The organism is Pseudomonas sp. B23(2017), assembly GCF_002113725.1.
GTDB lineage: Bacteria > Pseudomonadota > Gammaproteobacteria > Pseudomonadales > Pseudomonadaceae > Aquipseudomonas > Aquipseudomonas putida_Z.
This window is the reverse complement of the sequence record NZ_NEJM01000011.1, coordinates 82,530-105,574: the sequence shown is the minus strand read 5'-3', so window position 1 is coordinate 105,574 and position 23,045 is coordinate 82,530. Positions and strand designations below refer to the sequence as shown.

Here is a 23,045-nt window from a genome sequence, read left to right as displayed (position 1 = left end):
TCCTACACACGCCGAGCCAGCTGGCCGGCGATAACATCAGTCTACCAGCGCAAGTCTCGCTGCCCTGCCAGCGCCTGCGGCCCAAGCCACTGCACCCCACGCAGCAAAGGCGTCAGCGCCGCCTCCGGCTGCAACTCGACCACCACCTGTGCCCGTCGCGCGGGCAGGTCGGCATCCACGGCCAACTGATGCTGCCCCTGCTGCGCCAGCTGCCCGCGCAGATGCCAGCCGCTGCGGCAATCCATTTCCAGCCAGCCCTGCCCCAAGCCCAGTGACCAGGGCTCGCTCAGGGCAAGGTCGGTTACCGTCATGCGGCCTTCGCTGGCACGGCATTGCCGCCCTGCCCCCTGCACCCGCAACGTGCCCTGCCACTGGCCGGCCAAGCGGTAATCCGTCGCCACCGTCGCCTGGGCCCCCATGGCCGTCGCCTCCAGCCGCCAGCGCCATGGCCAGCCTTCGGCGCGCAACTGCCAGGCCTGGCCCTGGAAGCCCAGCTGCGCGTTCGCCTGCAAGCGCCAGGGCTGCACCGCCCAACGCAATGGCCCGACCGGTCCCAGTTGCTGCGCCTGGCCTTGCCACAGGCTGCCGCTGACCTCACGCGCTGGCAGGCCTATCCCCCGCACCACCCAGCTGGCCGGCAGCTCCACCACCAATGTCACGGCGAAAACCAGCAGCACCCACGCCACACTTCTTCGGCTCATGGCCGCACCACCAGGTCGAAGCGCAATCTCTTTTCATGCTGTTCCAGCCCCCACTGCAATGGCTGTACGCCTTCTGCACGCAGGGTCTGCAACCAGCCTTGCAGCACTCGCTCGTCGGCCACATTCCCACGCAGTTGCCAGGTCTTGCCCTGCGCATCGACCTCGGCCAGTTCGATCTGCCGCGCCTGGGCAGACTGTCGGAGCCGCTCCAGGCTCAACCCAGGGCCGCCTTGCAGGCTGGCGGCCTGTTCGGCCAGCCCGCGCCACTGGCTGAGCTCGCGCCATTGCGCAAGGCCTGTGCGCAGGGCCAGGGAGGTCAGCAACAGGGCAATCAGTGCCCATGCGAACTTCAAGCGATGACGCTGTATCCAGTCCCGGTTCATGAGGCTGCTCCCAGGTCGAACACCACTTGGCCGTCCTGCATCTGGACCGAGGCCCCGGCAGCTGTTGCCATCTCGCTCCATGGCGGCGCACTGCCTTCACCCTCCAGACGCAGGTGCCAACGCTGGCCATCGAAACGCACCGCTTGCAGGCGCCAGCCGGGGTGGTCACGCAGCCAGGCCTGCAACGCCGTCTGCAGGTCTTCGAGCTGGCGCGTGCGCAGCTGCTGTTGCAATTCACTTTCGCGCAGGCGCTTGAGGGCCTGCGCGGCGTGCCGGGGGCTGGCCTGCTCACCAGTCACGGCGATGACCTGGCTGCGCCAGAGTTGCGCCTGGGCCCATTGCTTGCTCAACCACAGCCCGCCCCAGACGGCAGCCAGTACCAGACAGGCCGCGAGCAGCCGTTGCTGCGGCCGGGAAATCACCGGCAGCGAGCGCACCTTGCGGGTACGCTCGAACAGGCCTGGCAATGTATCGAGCGGTGCCAGCGTACTGGGCCAGTCGCCGCTCAGCGCGACCTTTTGCAGCTCCGCCCACGGTTGCCGTGGCACCTCGCCCAATGCGTCCGGCCAGGCTAGCCAGTGCTCCTGCCTGTCTTCGGCCAGCCCTTTGTACAAATACATGCCGGGTGTGCGCTGCCATTGCCAGGCATGTCCCGACTCGGGGGGCGGCAGCAGCTGTAGTTCTGCCCAGCACCGTGCCACCTGCAAGCCCCATTCGGCGCACTGCCCGCGCCAGTTCTCCAGTTGCTGACGGGCCACTACCAGTAACCGAAGATGGCCGGGTTCGCGGGCCAGGCAAGCGCATGTCACCTCGTCGATGGCCTGCAGCAGTCGGTCTTCGAGCAACAACGGCCATTCTTCACGCTTGAGCCCCGGCGGTGCCGGCACGCGGAAGTAGCTGCAGGCCTCGGCAGGCAGGATCAACGCCACACGGGCCTGCAGGTTCGCCGGGGGCTCGCCCTGCCCATGGCGTTGCACAAGGCCGCCCTCGGCCAGCGCCCAGTGCCAGACAACGCCTGGTCGCAGCAACAACCACGACTGGGCCGGGCTACGCCGCCGCCATTCAAACTTCATGAGCGCCCCCACGGGAGGGCGAAGGTGCAGACATAGGGTGCTCCGTCACGCTGCAGTTCCAGACGCACGCCACGGCCGGGGTGCGCAGGTTGGTCGGAAGGCCAGGCCAGCCAGCGGCCGCCCTGGTAATAAAGAACATTCATGGCGCTGACCCGGTCGAGCCGCTCGCGCTGGACCCAGCGTGGGGCGGCGGCGGCATAGAGATCGGCCGAGCTTTCCAGCAGCAGGCGCTGCTCGCGGGCCTCGAAGCGCAGGCGCTGGCGCTGCAGGCGCGAGCCGCCCTCGGCTTCCGGCATGCCGGTGCTGGCGACCCAGAGCAACTGGTTGCTTGCCGGTTGCCAGTCCAGCCAGCGGCTGGCCAAGGGCAGGCGCTGGTCGTAGACCCGGCGCATTACCGGGCTATCGAAGCGACGCTCCAAGGCCAGGCAAAAGTCCAGCACCGAGGTTTCCTGCGTGGTGACCTGCAGGCGCTCGCGAACCTTGAGCCAGCCGTTTACCAGGGCGGAGAGCATGATGCCGAGCACAGCAGTAAATGCCAGGGCGACCATCAGCTCGATCAGGGTAAGGCCGGCCTGGCGGTGCTTGCTGGGCTGGGTCCAAGGCTGACGGGTATGCGCCCTCCCTGTGGGAGCGGGCGCGCCCGCGAACAGCGGCGAAGCCGGTGCCATGCACCGAGTCGCCTGCTTCGCGGGCATGCCCGCTCCCACAGGGACCGCGCAAGCTTCACGATCTCTGTCACTCACGGCTGATCCAGGGGCAGGCACCTGCGCGGGGTGGAACCGGGTCTCTGTGGGAGCGGGTTCACCCGCGAACACCGGCGAAGCCGGTGCCATACACCGAGTCGCCTGCTTCGCGGGTAAACCCGCTCCCACAGGGACCGCGCAAGCTTCACGATCTCTGTCACTCACGGCTGATCCAGGCGCACGCTCCTGCGCGGGGTAAAACTGGGCCTCTGTGGGAGCGGGCGCGCCCGCGAACACCGGCGAAGCCGGTGCCATGCACCGAGTCGCCTGCTTCGTGGGTAAACCCTCTCCCACAGGGGCAGCACAAGCCTCACGATCTCTGTCACTCACGGCTGATCCAGGGGCAGGCACCTGCGCGGGGTGGAACCGGGCCTCTGTGGGAGCGGGTTCACCCGCGAACACCGGCGAAGCCGGTGCAATGCACCGAGTCGCCTGCTTCGCGGGTAAACCCGCTCCCACAGGGACCGCGCAAGCTTCACGATCTCTGTGACTCACTGCTAATCCAAGGGCAGGCACCTGCGCGGGGTGGAACCGGGCCTCTGTGGGAGCGGGTTCACCCGCGAACACCGGCGAAGCCGGTGCCATACACCGAGTCGCCTGCTTCGCGGGTAAACCCGCTCCCACAGGGACCGCGCAAGCTTCACGATCTCTGTAACTCACTGCTAATCCAAGGGCAGGCACCTGCGCGGGGTGGAACTGGGTCTCTGTGGGAGCGGGCGCGCCCGCGAACACCGGCGAAGCCGGTGCCATACACCGAGTCGCCTGCTTCGCGGGTAAACCCGCTCCCACAGGGGCAGCGCAAGCTTCACGATCTCTGTCACTCACGGCTGATCCAGGGGCAGGCACCTGCGCGGGGTGGAACCGGGCCTCTGTGGGAGCGGGCGCGCCCGCGAACACCGGCGAAGCCGGTGCAATACACCGAGTCGCCTGCTTCGCGGGCATGCCCGCTCCCACAGGGGCAGCACAAGCTTCACGATCTCTGTAACTCATGGCGGATCCAGGGGCAGGCACCTGCGCAGGGTGGAACCGGGCCTCTGTGGGAGCGGGTTCACCCGCGAACACCGGCGAAGCCGGTGCCATACACCGAGTCGCCGGCTTCGCGGGCATGCCCGCTCCCACAGGGGCCGCGCAAGCTTCACGGTTTCTGTAACTCATGGCCGCGCCAGGAACACGGTGTACTGGCCAAGCGGCAGGCGCTGGTCGCGGTCGGCGAACAACAGCAGCTCGCCGCGGCGCAGGTCGCGTACGCCGGTGCGGCGCAGCTGCAGTTGCCAGTGGCAGCGCTGGCCGCCCTGGCTCAGTTCACCGCCAGCCTGGTTTGCCGCCGGCCAGTACTGCTCGACGGCAAAGCGGGTTTGCAGTTCTCGCGCGCATAGCAGGCCAAGGCGGTGTTGCTGCAGGTTGTCCTGCACCGCCAGGCGCTGGCGCAAAACCTGGCTGGTGATCACCGCCAGCACCGCGGCAATCGCCAGGGCCACGGTCACCTCCAGCAGGGTAAAGCCACGCTGATGCCGCTTCATGGGGCGACCACCACCTGCAAGCGGCCATCGCGGCTCCAGGCCCATTGCTGGCTGCCATCGGCCCAGCGCCAGCGCACGTTGCCCGGTTGCGCCCAGCCATGCGGGGTGAACAACAGGCGCGGCTGCGGGCCGGCCGGCCAGTCCGGGCGCAAGCCCTTGGGCCAGTCACCAAGGGCGACAGCTTCGACCTCCCAGCCATTACCCTCGCGCCGGACGAACTCCGGGCGCTGGCCATTCCAGCGCAGCCCGCGCAGCTGCCCGGCATGCCGGGCCAGCGCGGCCTGCGCCCGGGTCTCGCTCGCCAGCCGTTGCAGCGCCTGGTCGACACTGGCCTGGCTGTTGCCAAACCCGGCCACAGCCAATCCGGTCATCAGCCCGGCGATTGCCAGCACCACCAGCAATTCGATCAGGCTGAAGCCCCGCTGACGACGCACCCGTTACAGCTCCCAGTTACCCAGGTCGGCATCCTGGCCTTCGCCGCCCGGCAGGCCGTCGGCGCCCAGCGAGTACACGTCGACCCGGCCATGTTCGCCGGGCATGCGGTACTGGTACGGGGTGCCCCACGGGTCTTCCGGCAGGCGGCGCACGTAGCCGTCGCTGCGCCAGGCCCGTGGCAGCGGTTCCTGGGCCGGCTTTTTCACCAGCGCGGCCAGGCCCTGCTCGCTACTGGGGAAGCGCAGGTTGTCCAGGCGGTACATGTCCAGCGCCTGCTCCAGGGTGGCCAGGTCGGCCATCACTTTCTGCTTCATGGCCTTGTCCTGGTTGCCCAGCACGCTGGGCGCGACCACGGCGATCAGCAGGCCGATGATGAAGATCACCACCATGATTTCCATGAGGGTGAAACCGCGCTGGCGGTTACGTCGATGCTGCATGGCAGTACTCCTTGTCGTCACAGTTGCAGGCCCTGGTTGAGTTGCATGATCGGCAACAGCACCGCCAGCACGATGAACAGCACCACGGCGCCCATCACCAGGATCATCAGGGGTTCGAACAGCGCCATGGCGGTATCGACCTGGCGGGCGAAGCCGCGCTCCTGGTCGTCGGCCACGCGCTCGAGCATGTCGGCCAAAGTGCCGCTGGCCTCGCCGCTGCCGACCATGTTCACCAGCAGCGGCGGGAACTGCTGGCTGGCATCCAGCGCGCGATGCAGGCTGGTGCCGCCCTGCACCTGCTGGCGCACCTGCTCCATGGCCAGGCGGATACGCCGGTTGCCGACGGTTTCGGTGGCCACTTGCAGGGCTTCGAGCAGGGCCACGCCGCTGCCGCTGAGGATTGCCAGGCTGCGTGCCAGGCGCGCGCTTTCCAGCACCTGCAGCAGGCTGCCGATATGTGGCAGGCGTAGCAGCAGCTGGTCGCGGCGCAGGCACCAGTGCGGCTTGCGCAGCAACCAGCCGCCGAGCGCGCCGAGCAACAGGGCCAGCCCCAAAAGCCAGGGCCCGGCCTGCACCAGCCCTTGGCTCAGGCCGATCAGCAGCGATGTAATGAGCGGCAGGCTCTGCCCGGCATGGGCGAATTGTTCGGTGAGCTTGGGTACGACGAAGGTCATCAGGCCTACCACCACGGCAAGCGACACCCCCATCAACACGGTGGGGTAGATCAGCGCGGTACGTGCCTTGTGCTGCTGTCGTTGAACCTGCTCCAGGTGGTCGGCGAGGCGGGTCAGCACCTGGGCCAGGCGCCCGGAGCGCTCGCCGGCCTCGACCAGCGCGCAGTAAAGGCCGGTAAACGGTGCCCCCTGACGCGCCAGGCTGCGGGCCAGGCCCAGGCCTTCGGCCAACGAGCCGCGCAAGGCCACCAGCACACTGTGCAGGGCGGGCTGGCGCAGTTGCCGTTCCAGGGTAGCCAGGGCGTCGACCAGAGGGATGCCAGCACCGGTCAGGGTGGCCAGCTGCCGAGTCAGTTCGCACAGCTGGGCGCGGCTCAGGCGCTGACGTCGTGGTTGTCGGGTGCCGGCTTCGTGACGCTGCAAGCGGCGGGCGAACAGGCCCTGTTCACGCAGCAACTGGCGGGCATGGCGTTCGCTGTCGGCCTGCAAGCTGGCCTTGTGGGTCTTGCCGGCGAGGTCGACGGCCTGGTAGCGATAGGTCGGCATGGCTCAGCCCTGCACCACGCGCAGTACTTCGGCCAGGCTGGTCTCGCCACGGGCCAGGCAGTCGCTGGCCATCGCCACCAGGCTCTGCCGGCGCTCGGCCAGGTAGGCCTGCATGGCCAGTTCACTGGCGCCGTCGTACAACAGGCCGATCAGCCCGGCATCCAGCTCGATGAATTCATACAGGCCCAGGCGCCCGACATACCCGCTGCATTGGCATTTCTCGCAGCCCACCGCGTGGTAGCTGCTGCCCAGCGCCGCCAGCTCGGGCCACAGGTCGCGTTCCGCCGGCTGCAGCGGGTGCGCCACGGCGCAACTGCACAAGCGCCGCACCAGGCGCTGGGCCAGTACGCCGCGCAGGCACGAGGCGATCAGGAACGGTTCGATGCCCATGTCGCGCAGGCGGGTCACCGCGCCCACCGCACTGTTGGTGTGCAGCGTGGACAACACCAGGTGGCCGGTGAGGCTGGCCTGCACGGCGATCTGCGCGGTCTCCTGGTCACGGATTTCGCCGAGCATGATCACGTCCGGGTCCTGGCGCAGGATGGCTCGCAGGCCGCTGGCAAAGGTCAGCCCGGCACGCGGGTTGATGGCGGTCTGGCCGATGCCGGCGATAGCGTATTCCACCGGGTCCTCGACAGTGAGGATGTTGCGGCTGCCGTCGTTGAGGCTGTTGAGGCTGGCATACAGGGTAGTGGTCTTGCCCGAACCGGTCGGCCCCGTGGACAGCACGATGCCGTTGGGCCGCGCCAGGCAACTGCGCAGGCCCTGCAACACCGCTGCCGGCATGCCCAGGTTGACCAGCGCCAGCAGGCTGGCCTGCTTGTCGAGCACGCGCATCACCACCCGTTCGCCGTGGATGCCGGGCAGCGTCGAGACCCGCACATCCACTTCGCGCCCCGCCGCGCGCAGGGTGATGCGGCCATCCTGGGGCTGGCGCTTTTCGGCAATGTCCAGACGGGCCATGACCTTGATCCGCGACACCAGCATGGCCGACAGCGCACGCGGTGGGCGCAACACTTCGCGCAGGTGGCCATCGACCCGCAGGCGCACCACCAGGCTCTGCTCGAAGGTTTCTATATGAATGTCCGAAGCGCGCAGGCGCAGGGCCTGGCCGAACAGGCCGTTGATCAGGCGGATCACCGGGGCTTCGTCGTCGCTTTCCAGCAGGTCCTCGATGCGCGGCATTTCGCTCATCAGGCTGTCCAGGTCGACCTGGTCGCCGATGCCTTCGATCAGCGCCTCGGTGGCTGCATCGCCGGCCTGGTACAGCTGGCCGAGGCGTTCGTCGAACAGTGCAGGCTCCAGGTATTCGAGCAGACTGGGCTGGCCGTGTACACGCAGCAGCTCCTGCAATTGGGCGCTGTCGGCGTCGTGCCGCAACCATAGCTGCCAGCCCTGCTCCGCAGGGGCCATGGCCACCCCGCTCTGCCGTGCCTGGCGATAAGGCAGCATCACCAGTCACCGCCTTCCAGCCGTGCACGGCTGGAGGGGAACACCTGCAGCAACGGCGTAGCGTTTTGCGCATCCGCAAGGTCGGGCAACTGCAGCGGTGTGGTCTGTTGCAAGGTGCGGTACTTGTCTTCGCTGAGCCCGGCCAGGCTCGGCCCGTCACGCAGGATGCGCGGGCGGATGAACACCATAAGGTTCTGCTTGGTGTTCTTGGTGGCGTCGGAGCGGAACAGCCGGCCCAGGTAAGGGATATCGCCAAGCAGCGGCACACGCTGGTCGCTGGTGCTCAGTTCGTCGCTGATCAGGCCGCCGAGGATCACCAGGCCGTTGTCCTCGACCATGACCTTGGTCTTGATCTCGCGCTTGTTGGTGATCACGTCGCTGGCAGCCGTAGTGTCGGCAATCGACGACACTTCCTGGACGATGTCCAGGCGCACGCTGTTGTCGACATTGATCTGCGGCTTGATGCGCAGCTTCACCCCGACTTCCTTGCGCTCGATGGTCTGGTACGGGTTGGCGTTGTTCTGCGTCACCGATCCAGTGACGAAGGGCACTTCCTGGCCGACCAGGATCGACGCCTCGGCGTTGTCCAGGGTCAGCAGGGTGGGCGTGGACAGCAGGTTGAAGCCGCTCTTGCCCTTCAGCGCGTTGACCAGCATGGCGAAGTTGAAGCCGCCGCCGAAATGGCCGATACCCGCCATGGCGCCGGTGGTGCTGGACAGCAAATCGCCAAGGGCCTCGTTGTCGCCACTGGCAGCGGCCCCGGCGATGCTGGCGATATTTACCCCGTTGCTGCCGAAATTGACGATACCGGCACCGAACTTCTCGTCAGCGAACAGCCACTGCACGCCCAGTTCCTGGGCGCTGCTGTCGGACACCTCGGCGATGATCGCTTCCACCACTACCTGGGCACGGCGGATGTCCAGCTGCTCGACGATCGCACGGTAGGCGGCCAGCTCGCTGTCGGGGCCAACCATGACCACGGCGTTGGTGCCTTCTTCGTATTCCAGGCGGATGCCCGAACCTCCGGCGACAGGCACTACGGGCCTGTCCTTGCCCTCTGCTTCGCCCGCACCTTCAGAAGGCGCCATGCCTTCCTGGCTGAGCCCGCGCAACACCTTGACCACTTCGCCAGCATTGGCATGGCGCAGGTAGATGACCTGGGTACTGCCGCTGCCTGGTGCGTCCTGGGGGCGGTCAAGCTGGCGCAGCAAGCTGGCGATACGTTCCAGGTTGCTGCGCCAGTCGGTAACTACCAACTGGTGCGCCGCCGGATAAGGTGTGATCACACCGACCCGTGGGTCGATCAGGGGTTTGAGAATGCCCAGCACCTGCTCGCTGGCGGCGTTGCGCACATTGAATACCCGCGTGGCCACGCTGTCGCTGCCTTCCCCCTGCTGCCCTCCCGCCTCCACCGGCACAGGCTCCAGGCGAGCGGCCTGGTCGGGAACGATCTTCACGCTGCCGTTGGGCAGGTCGACAGTGGCGTAGCCCTGGGCACGCAGCTGGGCCAGGAAGATGTCGTAGATGGCATCGGCGTCGTGCAGGTCGACGGTGCGCACGGTGACCTTGCCCTTGACCCGGGGGTCGACGATGAAGGTGGTGCCGGTGATGCGCGACACGCTGTCGATGAACTCGCCCAGTTCGGTGTCGACGAAGTTCACCTCGTACATCGGCGTACCGTTGTCGTCGAACACCGGCTCTTCAGCACAGGCCATGGACAGGGCCAGGCTCAGCGCGGCCGCCACGCAATATCTAACAGGCATCGTTCATCCTTGCCGCTTGAAGCCGGTCACGGCGGGGCGTGGCGGCCAGGGCAGGCGTTCACGCCGCCCCTGGTTGTTGAAAATCAGGCCATCGCTGTCGATGTCCTGCAGCACGATCCCTGGTGCCAGGCGCTGGCCGCGGGCCAAGGTGCGCACCTGCTCGCCATAGCGCAGCACCACCACGCTGGAGGCCAGCGGCTGGGCCTTGAGGCCACCCAGGTATTGCAATGGCAGACGGGTGATGGCGATGGCGCCGTCGTCGACGGGTACCTGCCAATGGCCGACCATCAAGCCAGGCAGCGGCTTGTCGGGCGCGGCGGGCGCAGTGGCCGGTTGCGGCTGGCGGCCCAGTTGCAGCACGCACTGGGCGGCCAGCCAGCCGGCCAGGGTCAGGCCAGCGCCAGTCAGCAGGCGCGAGGCGAGCATCACGAGGCCAGTTGCCTTGGGTGCCAGCCCGGGTGCCCCTGCACGTAGCGCACTTCGGGCAGTTGCAGCGGCGCCAGTTGCCAGTCGCTCGCCTGGCGGGCGAGCCAGGCTTCGACCCGTTGCCACAGCGGCTCGCCGGCCTGGGTTTCGAATTGCAGGCCAAAGGTGCGGCACAGGCCCTGCACCGGTTCCAGGCCACTGATGCGCTTGCCTTGCGGGCTGTAGCTGACACGCCAGGCCTGGCCCTGCCAGCGCGGCAGGTCCTGGCTGTTGTCCAGCAGCAGCGGGTCGCCGAACAGTTGCTCCGCGGCGTTTTCCAACACTTGCTCGACCTGCCGGGCCGGCGCTTCGACCACCGGTGCCGGGTAGCCACCGGTGAGGCTGATCAGGTGTTCGCGGGTAATGGCCGCCCCGGCGGGCAGCGGGTAGTCGTAACGCAGGCCCGGCAGCAACACCGGCATTCTGCTGTCGTCGGCCAGGGCCTGATGCAGCAGGCGGTCCCAGCTGCCGCCTCGGGTATCGCGGCGCCACAGCGCCTGGGGCGCGCGGGCCAGCGGTTGATCGAGCCAGGCCGCGTGGCCGGCGCGCTGCTGGCGCAATTCTGCCTGCAATGCCCCGACGCGCTGTTGCGCGGCGGGTGCCAGCTGTTGCTCAAAGGCCGGGAAGAAACGCCCGTCGAACTGCCACAGCCCGGCCACGCGCTGGCAGCGCAGGCGGAAGGCGCCGCTGCCCCGGCAACCGGCGAACAGCACCGGCACGCGGCGGCCGCTGGCCTGGCTCACCTCGACCGGCGCCGGCCACAGGTCCTGGCCGCGGGCGCACAGCAGCACGTCGATCTGCGACACCCGCTCGGCCAGCCACAGGCCCGGCCCGGTACCGACATCGGCCATGGCCACCACCAGGTCGGCCTCGCGCCGGGCTTGTTCGAACACCGGCTGCAATGACTGGTACCACTGTTTAAGGGAGGCTTTCTGGTCCTGGGCGTAGGGGTCGGTCACGCCGACAACGGCAATACGTGCACCGCCGCGTTCGAAGACGTGCAAGGCTTCCAGGCCCAACGCCAGGCGTTGCGTGTCTGCCAGCCCGGCGCCCAGGGTAACGGCGCCAGCCTGGCGATACAGCGCCGGGCTGCGCTGTGGCCACAGAACGCGCTCGTCGCTGCTGACCCGCGCTTCACTGCCCAGCAGCTGGCTGCCCTGCAGGCCGCTTTCGCCTTGAGTCAGGTAGGCCAGGCCACTGCCATTCCAGCCCTGGCCGTTTTCCAGGGTCAGGCTGTTGCCCGCCCCAGCCTCGCCGCGCAGCTGCTCGAGCAACGCCGCCAGCACCGCATAGCCGCCCAGCTGGGCAGATGCAGCCTGGCTGGCATCGAGCAGTGGCGCCAGTTGCGGGTAGGCGATGCTGGCACTGATGCCGGTCATCCATGGGGCGCGGCCCAGGTGGCTGACCGGCCCCAGGCGGGTGGCCGGCACCACCGCCTGGCCAGGCTGGCGGGCATCGAGGGTGTCGGCCACGTACAGCAGGTCGAAGCTGGCATTACCGCCCTGCTGCCCGGGAAGGGCGGAGCAGGCGCCGAGCAACGGAGCCAAAGCACCGATACCCATCCAGCCGATCACTTCGCGCCTGTGCACACTGCTTGCCATCGAACCCGCCATCCTTATCCATGTTCATTCAGGGCCCCGGATGTTGCGGCGTTGGCATTACAGTTTGATGGCAGAAATCCGACAGCCATTCCAAAGTGATCTGTAGAGCACGCTTCTAAGAGCGAGTTGTTTTAAAACCCCCTTAACATTTCTGCCAATGAATCATCATATTTGCGCACTAAAGTCGCGGTTTCCTCTAACTCAGCCAACATAAGGACACCCTGATGAGTCGAGATACCGGCGACAACCTGGACCGGAACCAAAGCGGCAACCTGCCGATGGCCAACGTCATGGACGCCTACCTGAGCCGCCGCAGCGTGATGCGCGGCAGCCTGGGCGCCGCCATCGCCATGATTGCCGGTACCGGCCTGACAGGCTGCTTCGACGGTGGTGGTTCCGATCACGATGATCCGGTCACCGAGCCACCCGTGACTGAGCCGGAAGTGCCGAAACTGGCACTGGGCTTCCAGTCCATCCCGGGCTCGCGCACCGACGCCTGCGTGGTTGCCGCCGGCTACAGCGCCTACGTGCTGGCGCCCTGGGGCACGCCGATCAACAGCAACGGCAACCCGTGGAAGTCCGACGGCAGCAACACCTCGACCGACCAGGCCAACGCCATGGGCATGCACCATGACGGCATGCACTTCTTCCCCATCAATGGCAGCTCCGAAGACGGCCTGCTGGCGATCAACTTCGAGTACATCGACACCGCCGCCCTGCACCCGGCCGGCCCGACCACCGATGTGAACGGCAAGCGCCCGGTCGAGGAAGTGCGCAAGGAAATCAACGCCCACGGCGCCGGCGTGGTGCGCCTGCAGAAAATCGGCGGCCGCTGGCAGGTGGTCGACAACGACCCGCTCAACCGCCGCTTCACTACCGCCTCGCGCATGGAAATCACCGGCCCGCTGCGGGGTACCGAGCACGTCAAGACCAAGTACTCCACCGCCGGCACCCACTGCCGCGGCACCAACAACAACTGCGGAAACGGCTATACCCCTTGGGGCACCTACCTGACCTGTGAAGAGAACTGGCCAGGCATCTTCGTCAACAAGGGCACCCGCCCCGAAGACCAGCGCCGCATTGGCGTGGGCACCTCCAGCGGCCAGTACAAGTGGGAAACCGCAGCCGGTGACAGCAGCGAAGTGGCCGACGAATTCGCCCGTTTCGACGTCACGGTCAAAGGCGCCAGCGCCACAGACGACTACCGCAACGAAGCCAGCACCTACGGCTACATCGTCGAAATCGACCCGTACAACAGCAACACCCTGGCCACCAAGCGCACGGCGCTGGGCCGCTTCCGCCACGAAGGCTGCGCCCCGGGCCTGCCTGTCGCCGGCAAGCCGCTGGTGTGGTACATGGGTGACGACTCGAACAACGAGTACCTGTACAAGTGGGTGTCCACTGCGGTGTGGGACGCCGCCGACGCCAACCCGGCGGACCGCCTGGCCACCGGCGCCAAGTACCTTGACCAGGGCAAGCTCTACGTGGCCCGCTTCAATGCCGACGGCACTGGCGTATGGCTGCTGCTGGACGTGGCCACCGCCACCACTGGCGGCAGTACCCTGGGCGCACTGTATGGCGACCTGCCGGGCATCATCCTCAACACCCGTGGTGCTAGCGATGCCGTGGGCGCAACGCCGATGGACCGCCCGGAATGGACCACGGTCAACCCGCTCAACGGCGACGTGTACCTGACCCTGACCAACAACAGCGCGCGCACGCCGGAAAAGGTCGATGCAGCCAACCCGCGCGGCCCGAACCGTCACGGCCACATCATCCGCTGGCACGACAGCGACGACCAGCTGAGCTTCACCTGGGACATCTTCGTGTTCGGCGCCAACGCTGCCGGCACTGCCGACATCAACCGCTCCGGCCTGACCGAACTGAACCAGTTCGCCAGCCCGGACGGCATGAGCTTCGATAGCCGTGGCGTGTTGTGGTTCGAGACCGACAACGGCGAGAGCACCGTGACCGACTACACCAACGACCAGCTGCTGGCAGTGATCCCCACCAACCTGGTGGATGCCAGCGGCAAGCAGGTGCCGGTGAACGCACAGAACCAGGTGGACCTGCGCCGCTTCTTCGTCGGGCCGAATGGCTGCGAAGTGACCGGGATTACCTTTACCCCGGACAACAAGACGCTGTTCGTCAACATCCAGCACCCGGAGAACTGGCCGTATACCGACAAGGCCACCGATGCCACCCCGGCAGGTGCCACGGTAAGGCCGCGGGCTGCGACGGTGGTGATCCAGCGTATCGATGGCGGGGAGATCGGCACCGCCTGATCGATTTGCGGCCCTATCGCCGGCAAGCCAGCTCCCACAGGTACAGCGTTGCTCTCGAGGTTGTCGTTGTACCTGTGGGAGCGGCCTTGTGTCGCGAAAGGGCCGCAACGCGGCCCCAGGATTGATGTGCAATAGTTGAAATTGCTGGGGCTGCTTTGCAGCCCTTTCGCGACACAAGGCCGCTCCCACAGGGGATTGCGCCAACATTTAGAATTTGAGCAAGACAGTTGCTCCCACCTCGACCACATCGGATTCAAGTCATGTGCAGCTCCTGTGGGAGCTGGCTTGCCGGCGATAGGGCTGCAAAGCAGCCCCGGCAATCTCAAGCCCTACCACACCATCGGCTCCCGGCTGCGCACCCGCACCTGCTGCGCCGGTACCCGGGCATGCCATTGCACCACCCCCAGCGCCTCCACCTGGAACTCGCTGCGTATCACCCGCCCCTCCTCCGCGAACGACAGCTGCAACAGGAAGTACCCGCTGTTCAGCAGCAGCCCTTCGCTCAAGCGCTCGAAGGTTTCGTCATCCACCGCCCCCAGGGCCTGGCGTAGCGCAGTTGCATCCACATACCCCGACGCCGGGCGACCGCTGATGATGCGGCTGAGCAACGAGCGCGGATAGCGCCCTTCATACAGCGCCTCCAGCAATGGCAGATGCTCCAGCCCAAGGGCATTGGCATTCAGCCGCCAGCCGGTGGTCTGCGGCAAGGCGCACAGCATCGGGTAACGGCCCTGGCGGCTGGCGTCCGGCTCCAGTAGCAAGTTCAGCTCGCTGGTATCGAGCATTGGCTGGTTGGCCGCCAGGCGCGGTGGTTGCTGGCGCAGGTACTGGGCGCTCTCGGCGCCCTGCAGGCGGGTATCGCTGTCGGCATCCAGCCAGTCGGCCAGGGCATCGACCAGGCGCTCGGCAGCCATGTCGTCGCCCAGCAGGTAACGCAACTGGCGCGCAGCACGCTCGCCGTCAGCGCCAAGCAGCGCATTGACGTTGAAACAGGTGTGCTGGTCGCGCACCCGCAACTGCGCCTGGCCGGCGCCAAAATCGTAGTTCAACGGCTGCCCGCGCAAGGCTTGCCAGAACAGCGGGCTAAGCCGCCAGCTGGGGTCACGCAGGGCCTGTTCGGCATAGGCCAGGCCGGCCTGCTCCATCGCTCGCGCCTGCACCCGCTGGTGCAACAGGCGCACATCATCGACCTGGCGGCGGCCATCTTCCACCAGCCAGGCCATGCCCGCCGCCAGCATCGTCAGCACCACCATCACCATCAGCAGGGCCGCGCCCTGCTGTTGCCTGCCACCCATCCTTGCCTGCCTCTGTCGCCGAATAAAGACGCCAGTCAACACGCCAGGTGTTGCAGGTAGATGGCAGTGACCGTTCGTCATGTGTACGTCATCTGCGCGAGGCAGGATTGTCTTTCCTTTTCATGACCTTACAGGAGTGGTCGCAATGGGTGGCATTGGAATCTGGCAACTGGTGATCGTACTGCTGATCGTATTCCTGCTGTTTGGTACCAAGCGCCTCAAGGGCCTGGGCAGCGATGTGGGCGAGGCGATCCAGGGTTTTCGCAAGTCCATGGGCGGTGACACTGACGCCACTCCCCCAGCGCATACGCAGGTGCAGCAACAGTGCCCGCTGACCGGTCAGGGTACCCAGCAACCGCAAGCGGACCGTCAGCCCTGATGTTCGAGGTAGGCTTCAGCGAGTTGCTGCTGGTCGGCATCGTCGCGCTGTTGGTTCTAGGCCCGGAGCGCCTGCCGGTGGCGGCACGCACCCTCGGGCGCGGCCTGGGCCAGGCGCGCAGGGCCATGCACGCCCTGCGCACGCAGGTGGAGCGGGAGATCGAACTGCCCGCTGTCGAGCTACCCAATCTCGACAGTGCGCCTTTGCAGCGCCTGGAACAGGAGATCCGCCAAGGCATCAGCCTGAAAGCGGAGCCGGCCAATGATGCGGCCACGGTCGCTCCCCCCAAGGAAAACCTTTCATGAGCATTGCCATGGACCCGGCGGCGAGCATGCCGCTGACCGAACACCTGCGCGACCTGCGCAAACGCCTGGTGCGTTGCCTGGCGCTGGTGGCGCTGGTGTTCGCCGGGCTGTTCCCCTTCGCCCAGACGCTGTACACGCTGATTTCCGAACCGCTGCGGCGCTTCTTGCCGGAAGGCGCGAGCATGATCGCCACCAGCGTCACTTCGCCGTTCCTGACACCGTTCAAGCTGACCGCGATGTGCGCAGTGTTCGTCGCCATGCCGCTGCTGCTGCACCAGGCCTGGGGCTTTCTGGCGCCGGGGCTGTACCGCCGTGAACGGCGCATTGCCCTGCCGTTGCTGGTGTCGAGCATCGTGCTGTTCTACGCCGGCATGGCCTTCGCCTTCTTCCTGGTGTTCCCGATGATGTTCGGCTTCTTTGCCAGCGTTACACCGGAGGGCGTGGCGATGATGACCGATATCAGCCAGTACCTGGACTTTATCCTGGCGCTGTTTCTGGCGTTCGGGCTGGCGTTCGAGATACCGGTGGCGACGTTTATCGTGGTCTGGGTGGGGTTGGCCGATGTGGCTACATTGCGGCGCAGCAGGCCCTACGTGATCGTCGGCTGCTTTGTGGTGGGGATGATCCTGACGCCGCCGGATGTGTTTTCGCAGACGATGCTGGCGGTGCCGATGTGGGTGCTGTTCGAGGCGGGGTTGCTGGCTTGTGGGTGGTTGAAGCGGCCTGGGCAGGGCAAGGAGATTGTGGCTGGATTGTAGTGCCTCTTCGCGGGTAAACCCGCTCCCACAGGGATCGCACAATATCCGAGGGTTGTGCGATCCCTGTGGGAGCGGGTTTACCCGCGAATAGCCTTGATGCGGTCTAGACCTCGGCGAGCCGCCAGACTTCGTAGGCTGGCGTCTCGTACGGGTGGGCCTGCTTGAGTGCAGCGACGACCTGGGCAATCAGGTCGTCAGCCACCACCAGCTCCACCTTCCACTCCTCCACCACCTCGACCTGGCCGGTTTGCCCGAGGAACGGCTGGCTGCCGTCCAGCGGGCGGAACTGGCCCTGGCCCAGCGTCTGCCAGGCGCAGTGGTCATAGTCACCGATGCGCCCGCCACCCGCGGCGAACACAGCGGCCTTGACCACTTCGACGTGGCTGGCGGGGACGAAGAAGGCGAGCTTGTACACGCCTTAGTTCACCCACACCCGTGCGTTACGGAACATACGCATCAGCGCGGCATCTTCCTGCCACTCATCCGGGCGCCAGGAGTTCTGCACGGCACGGAACACACGCTCCGGGTGCGGCATCATGATGGTCACGCGGCCGTCGCGGCTGGTGAGGCCGGTGATACCACGCGGCGAGCCGTTCGGGTTGGCCGGGTAGGCTTCGGTGACCTTGCCGTGGTTGTCGACGTAGCGCAGGGCCACGCAACCGGACAGGTCGGCTGCCAGCAGTGCTTCTTCGCTGGCGAACTCGGCATGGCCTTCACCGTGGGCGATGGCGATCGGCATGCGCGAACCGGCCATGCCCTGCAGGAAGATCGAATTGGACTTCTGCACTTCGACCATGGCCACACGCGCTTCGAACTGCTCCGAGCGGTTGCGCACGAAGTGCGGCCAGTGCTCGGTGCCCGGGATCAGCTCGTGCAGGTTGGACATCATCTGGCAACCGTTGCACACGCCCAGGGCGAAGCTGTCGGTACGCTCGAAGAAGGCCTGGAAGGCGTCACGAGCGCGGCTGTTGAACAGCGCCGACTTGGCCCAGCCTTCACCGGCACCCAGCACGTCGCCGTAGGAGAAGCCACCGCAGGCGACCAGGCCCTTGAAGGCCTCGAAGTCGACACGGCCAGCGAGGATGTCGCTCATGTGCACGTCGATGGCGGCGAAGCCGGCACGGTCGAAGGCGGCTGCCATCTCGACCTGGCCGTTGACGCCCTGCTCGCGCAGGATGGCCACTTGCGGGCGCACGCCCTTCTTGATGTACGGCGCGGCGATGTCGTCGTTGACATCGAAGCCCAGCTTGACCGACAAGCCAGGGTTGTCTTCCTCGAGCAGCAGGTCGAATTCCTGGTCGGCGCAGTCGGCGTTGTCGCGCAGGCGCTGGATCTGGTAGCTGGTCTCGGCCCACTGGCGCTGCAGCATGCGGCGGTCGTCATCGAACAGTACTTCGCCGTTCAGGCTGATGGACACTTCACCGTTGTTGACCGGCTTGCCGATCACCGCGACGCAGCCTTCACCCAGGCCAGCGGCGCTGAACTGTGCCAGTACATCGGGGGTGGCATCCTGGCGAACCTGGATGACCGCGCCCAGCTCTTCGTTGAAGAGGATGGCCGGCACGTCGCCCTTGCTGTCGGTCAGCGGGTCGAGGTGCAGGTCGAGGCCGCAGTGGCCGGCGAAGGCCATTTCCAGCACGGTGGTGACCAGGCCGCCGTCGGAGCGGTCGTGGTAGGCCAGCAGGTGGCCATCTTCGTTCAGGCCCTGGATCACGGCGAAGAACGCCTTCAGGTCTTCGGCGTCGTCGACGTCCGGTGCCTGGGCAGCGATCTTGCCGTAGGTCTGTGCCAGGATCGAGGCGCCCATGCGGTTCTTGCCGCGGCCCAGGTCGATCAGGATCAGGTCGGTCTCGCCCTTGTCCATGCGCAGTTGCGGGGTCAGGGTCTTGCGGATGTCGGTGACCGGGGCGAAGCCGGTGATGATCAGCGACATTGGCGAGGTAACGCTCTTCTCGACGCCCTCGTCGCTCCACTTGGTCTTCATCGACATCGAGTCTTTGCCGACCGGAATGGTAATACCCAGTTCCGGGCACAGCTCCATGCCGACAGCCTTGACGGTGTCGTACAGGCGGGCGTCTTCACCTGGGTGGCCGGCGGCAGACATCCAGTTGGCCGACAGTTTGATGTCGGACAGCTTCTCGATGCGCGAGGCAGCCAGGTTGGTCAGGGTCTCGCCAATTGCCATGCGGCCGGACGCCGGGGCATCCAGCAGAGCCAGCGGGGTACGCTCGCCCATGGCCATGGCTTCACCGGTGTAGACGTCGAAGCTGGTGGCGGTGACGGCGCAGTCGGCCACCGGTACCTGCCACGGGCCGACCATCTGGTCACGAGCTACCAGGCCGGTGATGGTGCGGTCGCCGATGGTGATCAGGAAGCTCTTGCTGGCCACGGCCGGGTGGCTGAGGACGCGCTGAACGGCGTTGTCCAGGTCCAGCTTGCTCGGGTCGAAGTCATCGCCCAGCTCGGCTTCGCGGGTAACCGAACGGTGCATGCGTGGCGGCTTGCCCAGCAGTACGTCGAGCGGCATGTCTACCGGCGTGTTGCCGAAGTGGCTGTCGCTTACGGTCAGGTGTTGCTCTTCAGTCGCTTCACCCACTACGGCAAACGGGCAACGCTCACGCTCGCAGATTGCCTTGAAGCGCTCGAAGTCGACGGCGCTGACCGCCAGCACGTAACGCTCCTGCGATTCGTTGCTCCAGATTTCGTGCGGGGCCATGCCCGGCTCGTCGTTGGGCACGTTGCGCAGTTCGAAGCGGCCACCACGGCCACCGTCGTTGACCAGCTCAGGGAAGGCGTTGGAGATACCGCCGGCGCCAACGTCGTGGATGAAGGCGATCGGGTTGTTGTCGCCCAGCTGCCAGCAGCGGTCGATGACCTCCTGGCAACGGCGCTCCATTTCCGGGTTTTCGCGCTGTACCGAAGCGAAGTCCAGGTCAGCCGAGCTGGCACCGGTAGCCACCGACGAAGCGGCGCCGCCGCCCAGGCCGATCAGCATGGCCGGGCCACCGAGCACGATCAGCTTGGCGCCGACGGTGATCTCGCCCTTCTGCACGTGGTCTTCACGGATGTTGCCCATGCCACCGGCCAGCATGATCGGCTTGTGGTAGCCGCGCACTTCTTCACCGTGCGGGGTGTTGATGGCCTGCTCGAAGGTACGGAAGTAGCCGGTCAGCGCCGGGCGACCGAATTCGTTGTTGAACGCAGCGCCACCCAGTGGGCCTTCGATCATGATGTCGAGGGCGTCGACGATGCGCTCAGGCTTGCCGTAGGCCTGCTCCCACGGCTGTTCGAAGCCCGGGATACGCAGGTTGGACACGGTGAAGCCGGTCAGGCCAGCCTTGGGCTTGGCGCCACGGCCGGTCGCGCCTTCGTCGCGGATTTCGCCGCCGGAGCCGGTGGAGGCGCCGGAGAACGGGGCGATGGCGGTCGGGTGGTTGTGCGTCTCGACCTTCATCAGGATGTGCACCGGCTCCTGCACCGCGCCGTACTGGCGGGTTTCAGGGTTCGGGAAGAAACGGCCGGCAACGTTGCCGACGATCACCGAGGCGTTGTCCTTGTACGCAGACAGCACACCTTCGTTGTGCATCTGGTAGGTGTTCTTGATCATGCCGAACAGGCTCTTTTCCTGAGCCTGGCCGTCGATGTCCCAACTGGCGTTGAAGATCTTGTGGCGGCAGTGCTCGGAGTTGGCCTGGGCGAACATCATCAGTTCGATGTCGTTCGGGTTGCGCTTGAGGCCCTGGAAGGCGTTGACCAGGTAGTCGATCTCGTCTTCGGCCAGGGCCAGGCCCAGGTCGATGTTGGCCTTGGCCAGGGCGTCACGGCCACCGGCCAGGATGTCCACCGAGGTCATCGGCTTGGGCTGGGCATGGCTGAACAGGTCAGCGGCCTGCTCCAGCTGGCCGAGCACGCGCTGGGTCATGCGGTCGTGCAGCTCGGCGGCGATCAGTTCGGCGTCGGCTTCGCTCAGGTTGCCGGCAACGTAGTAGGCGATACCGCGCTCCAGGCGCTGGATCGACTGCAGGCCGCAGTTGTGGGCGATGTCGCTGGCCTTGCTGGCCCACGGCGAAATGGTGCCCAGGCGCGGCACGACCAGGAACAGGCGGCCGCTCGGCTCCTGTACCGGCACGCTCGGGCCGTACTTGAGCAGACGCCCCAGCACCTGCTGCTGGTCGGCGGTCAGCTCGCCGTCGACATCGGCGAAGTGGGCAAATTCGGCATACAAACCAGTAACAGCGGGGACTTTCTGGCTCAGTTGCTCGAGTAATTTACCGTGGCGAAAGGCAGAAAGGGCAGGAGCGCCGCGCAGGATCAACATCGTCGGGACAGCCTCAGGAAGGGGTGTGCTTAGAGGCCGTGCATTCTAGCCTAATTCGAAGGGTTTCGGCACCCGCTCTAAGCCACGCCTGCCGGGCGGCGGAACCGGACTTGCGGGTCAAAAAAATACACCTGCCTCGCTCGCCTTGTAGGAGCGGCCTTGTGTCGCGATGGGGCGCGCAGCGGCCCCAGGGATATCTGCGGCAGAGCTTAACATCTGGGGGCCGCTGCGCGCCCCATCGCGACACAAGGCCGCTCCTACAAGGGGACTAGGCCGCCATTGCACATAAAGCGCTACCAGACAAGCTAACAGTTGTCGAGATATGGTTGGGCCAGTCCTTTGCGTATACTGCAACCTATGTTCGCCCACACTGCTTTGCGCCAGCGTTGCGCCAGATGGCTTTTCGCAACCGGACTCTTTCTGCTGCTCGGTGCCTGCGTTGAAAAACCCAGCACCCTCGAGCGCGTGAAGGAGGATGGCGTGCTGCGCGTGATCACCCGCAACAGCCCGGCCACCTACTTCCAGGACCGCAACGGCGAAACCGGCTTCGAGTACGAGCTGGTCCAGCATTTCGCCGAGGATCTCGGCGTAAAGCTGCAGATCGAGACCGCCGACAACCTCGACGAGCTGTACGACAGCCTCGGCAAGCCCTCCGGCCCGGTGCTGGCAGCGGCCGGCCTGGTCACCAGCGAACGGCGCAAGGCCCAGGTCAGGTACTCCCACCCTTACCTGGAAGTGACCCCACAGGTCATCTACCGCAACGGCCGCACGCGCCCCACCAACGCCAAGGGCCTGGTCGGCAAGAAGATCATGGTGCTCAAGGGCAGCAGCCACGCCGACCAGCTGGCCGAGCTGAAAAAGCAGTACCCGGGCCTGGAATACGAAGAATCCGACGCCGTCGAGGTGGTCGACCTGCTGCGCATGGTCGACGAAGGCCAGATCGACCTGACCCTGGTCGACTCCAACGAGCTGGCGATGAATCAGGTGTACTTCCCCAACGTGCGGGTTGCCTTCGACCTGGGCGACACCCGCGACCAGCGCTGGGCGGTGGCGGCCGGTGAAGACAACAGCCTGCTCAACGAGGTCAACGAGTTCCTCGACAAGGCACAGAAGAACGGCACCCTGCAACGCCTGAAGGACCGCTACTACGGCCATGTCGACGTACTGGGCTATGTGGGTGCCTACACCTTCGCCCAGCACCTGCAGCAGCGCCTGCCCAAGTACGAGAAGCACTTCAAGAGCTACGCCAAGGTCGAGCAGGTGGACTGGCGCCTGCTGGCCGCCATCGGCTACCAGGAATCGATGTGGCAGCCCGAGGTCACCTCCAAGACCGGCGTGCGCGGCCTGATGATGCTGACCCAGCGCACCGCCCAGGCGATGGGCGTGTCCAACCGCCTGGACCCGAAGCAGAGCATCCAGGGCGGCGCCAAGTACTTCATGAAGATCAAGGAAGAGCTCGACGACAGCATCCAGGAACCGGACCGCACCTGGTTCGCCCTGGCCGCCTACAACGTCGGCACCGGCCACCTGGAAGACGCCCGCACCCTGGCCAAGCGCGAGAAGCTCAACCCGAACAAGTGGCTGGACGTGAAGAAGATGCTGCCGCGGCTTTCGCAGAAGCAGTGGTATCGGCAGACCAAATACGGTTATGCACGTGGCGGCGAGCCGGTGCATTTCGTGGCCAACATCCGTCGCTACTACGACATCCTCACCTGGGTGACCCAGCCGCAGCTCGAAGGCCAGGTGGCCGAGGGCAGCCTGCATGTGCCCGGGGTGAACAAGGACAAGCCGGCAGAGCAATCGCCGCCGATGTAGGCCTGTCAGGGCCCTATCGCCGGCAAGCCAGCTCCCACAAGTTATCCACTGCCCCCAGGCCTGCAGATATCCTGTGGGAGCTGGCTTGCCGGCGATA

The 23,045-nt window shown here is 66.3% G+C and carries 20 protein-coding genes; 5 read left to right on the top strand and 15 right to left on the bottom strand.

Annotated features, from left to right (window positions below; genetic code table 11):
* Nucleotides 1–41: 41 nt before the first annotated feature.
* The 12 genes from CAG46_RS18120 to CAG46_RS18025 all read right to left on the bottom strand — a co-directional run bounded on the left by CAG46_RS18120 (nucleotide 42) and on the right by CAG46_RS18025 (nucleotide 11,793).
* Nucleotides 42–701, bottom strand: a complete 660-nt coding sequence (locus tag CAG46_RS18120; protein ID WP_085618218.1) for a general secretion pathway protein GspN — start codon at nucleotides 699–701, stop codon at nucleotides 42–44.
* Entirely contained in the window at nucleotides 698–1,084 is a 387-nt protein-coding gene (gspM, locus tag CAG46_RS18115; RefSeq protein ID WP_085618216.1) for a type II secretion system protein GspM, read from the bottom strand. Before gspM ends, CAG46_RS18120 begins: the two co-directional genes overlap by 4 nt.
* Entirely contained in the window at nucleotides 1,081–2,157 is a 1,077-nt protein-coding gene (gspL, locus tag CAG46_RS18110; RefSeq protein ID WP_085618214.1) for a type II secretion system protein GspL, read from the bottom strand. The genes gspM and gspL overlap by 4 nt, the downstream gene beginning before the upstream one ends.
* The gene (locus CAG46_RS18105; protein ID WP_158090804.1) at nucleotides 2,154–2,705 is read right to left on the bottom strand and encodes a type II secretion pathway protein XcpW; all 552 of its coding nucleotides are present in this window, start codon (nucleotides 2,703–2,705) and stop codon (nucleotides 2,154–2,156) included. The genes gspL and CAG46_RS18105 overlap by 4 nt, the downstream gene beginning before the upstream one ends.
* A 1,346-nt stretch (nucleotides 2,706–4,051) precedes the next feature.
* Nucleotides 4,052–4,420: a type II secretion system protein GspI gene (locus CAG46_RS18060; RefSeq protein ID WP_085616696.1), complete on the bottom strand. Its 369-nt coding sequence runs from the start codon at nucleotides 4,418–4,420 to the stop codon at nucleotides 4,052–4,054.
* Nucleotides 4,417–4,854: a type II secretion system minor pseudopilin GspH gene (gene gspH, locus CAG46_RS18055; protein ID WP_085616698.1), complete on the bottom strand. Its 438-nt coding sequence runs from the start codon at nucleotides 4,852–4,854 to the stop codon at nucleotides 4,417–4,419. The genes CAG46_RS18060 and gspH overlap by 4 nt, the downstream gene beginning before the upstream one ends.
* A gap of 3 nt (nucleotides 4,855–4,857) precedes the next feature.
* On the bottom strand, nucleotides 4,858–5,292 hold the full coding sequence (gene gspG, locus CAG46_RS18050) for a type II secretion system major pseudopilin GspG (RefSeq protein ID WP_013971171.1): 435 nt from the start codon (nucleotides 5,290–5,292) through the stop codon (nucleotides 4,858–4,860).
* A gap of 17 nt (nucleotides 5,293–5,309) precedes the next feature.
* On the bottom strand, nucleotides 5,310–6,512 hold the full coding sequence (gene gspF / locus CAG46_RS18045) for a type II secretion system inner membrane protein GspF (protein WP_075043926.1): 1,203 nt from the start codon (nucleotides 6,510–6,512) through the stop codon (nucleotides 5,310–5,312).
* A 3-nt stretch (nucleotides 6,513–6,515) separates the two neighbouring features.
* A complete protein-coding gene (locus CAG46_RS18040) occupies nucleotides 6,516–7,964 on the bottom strand; it encodes a GspE/PulE family protein (protein ID WP_085616700.1) in 1,449 nt (482 codons plus the stop codon).
* A complete protein-coding gene (gene gspD / locus CAG46_RS18035; RefSeq protein ID WP_178080713.1) occupies nucleotides 7,964–9,727 on the bottom strand; it encodes a type II secretion system secretin GspD in 1,764 nt (587 codons plus the stop codon). Before gspD ends, CAG46_RS18040 begins: the two co-directional genes overlap by 1 nt.
* Before the next feature lie 3 nt (nucleotides 9,728–9,730).
* The gene (locus CAG46_RS18030; RefSeq protein WP_176240886.1) at nucleotides 9,731–10,156 is read right to left on the bottom strand and encodes a pilus assembly protein PilZ; all 426 of its coding nucleotides are present in this window, start codon (nucleotides 10,154–10,156) and stop codon (nucleotides 9,731–9,733) included.
* The gene (locus CAG46_RS18025; RefSeq protein ID WP_085616704.1) at nucleotides 10,153–11,793 is read right to left on the bottom strand and encodes a lipoprotein UxpA; all 1,641 of its coding nucleotides are present in this window, start codon (nucleotides 11,791–11,793) and stop codon (nucleotides 10,153–10,155) included. The genes CAG46_RS18030 and CAG46_RS18025 overlap by 4 nt, the downstream gene beginning before the upstream one ends.
* 224 nt (nucleotides 11,794–12,017) lie before the next feature.
* On the opposite strand from CAG46_RS18025, the gene CAG46_RS18020 reads away from it, so the two are divergent.
* Nucleotides 12,018–14,078 carry a PhoX family phosphatase gene (locus CAG46_RS18020; protein ID WP_085616706.1) on the top strand — a complete coding sequence of 687 codons (2,061 nt, stop codon included), beginning with the start codon at nucleotides 12,018–12,020 and terminating at the stop codon, nucleotides 14,076–14,078.
* Nucleotides 14,079–14,407: 329 nt separating this feature from the next.
* On the opposite strand, the gene gspK is transcribed toward CAG46_RS18020, so the two are convergent.
* Entirely contained in the window at nucleotides 14,408–15,373 is a 966-nt protein-coding gene (gspK, locus tag CAG46_RS18015; protein ID WP_085616708.1) for a type II secretion system minor pseudopilin GspK, read from the bottom strand.
* A 145-nt stretch (nucleotides 15,374–15,518) separates the two neighbouring features.
* Between gspK and tatA the strand changes: the two genes are divergently transcribed.
* The 3 genes from tatA to tatC are packed head-to-tail and all read left to right on the top strand — an operon-like array spanning nucleotide 15,519 to nucleotide 16,815.
* Entirely contained in the window at nucleotides 15,519–15,752 is a 234-nt protein-coding gene (tatA, locus tag CAG46_RS18010) for a twin-arginine translocase TatA/TatE family subunit (protein ID WP_013971163.1), read from the top strand.
* A complete protein-coding gene (gene tatB / locus CAG46_RS18005) occupies nucleotides 15,752–16,057 on the top strand; it encodes a Sec-independent protein translocase protein TatB (RefSeq protein WP_085616710.1) in 306 nt (101 codons plus the stop codon). The genes tatA and tatB overlap by 1 nt, the downstream gene beginning before the upstream one ends.
* On the top strand, nucleotides 16,054–16,815 hold the full coding sequence (gene tatC / locus CAG46_RS18000) for a twin-arginine translocase subunit TatC (RefSeq protein ID WP_085616712.1): 762 nt from the start codon (nucleotides 16,054–16,056) through the stop codon (nucleotides 16,813–16,815). The genes tatB and tatC overlap by 4 nt, the downstream gene beginning before the upstream one ends.
* 103 nt (nucleotides 16,816–16,918) lie before the next feature.
* On the opposite strand, the gene CAG46_RS17995 is transcribed toward tatC, so the two are convergent.
* The gene (locus CAG46_RS17995) at nucleotides 16,919–17,230 is read right to left on the bottom strand and encodes an NGG1p interacting factor NIF3 (protein WP_085616714.1); all 312 of its coding nucleotides are present in this window, start codon (nucleotides 17,228–17,230) and stop codon (nucleotides 16,919–16,921) included.
* Nucleotides 17,231–17,233: 3 nt separating this feature from the next.
* Entirely contained in the window at nucleotides 17,234–21,133 is a 3,900-nt protein-coding gene (gene purL / locus CAG46_RS17990; protein WP_075043917.1) for a phosphoribosylformylglycinamidine synthase, read from the bottom strand.
* Nucleotides 21,134–21,490: 357 nt separating this feature from the next.
* Here purL and mltF point away from each other — a divergent pair, with 357 nt between their 5' ends.
* Entirely contained in the window at nucleotides 21,491–22,948 is a 1,458-nt protein-coding gene (gene mltF, locus CAG46_RS17985; protein ID WP_013971158.1) for a membrane-bound lytic murein transglycosylase MltF, read from the top strand.
* Nucleotides 22,949–23,045: the final 97 nt, after the last annotated feature.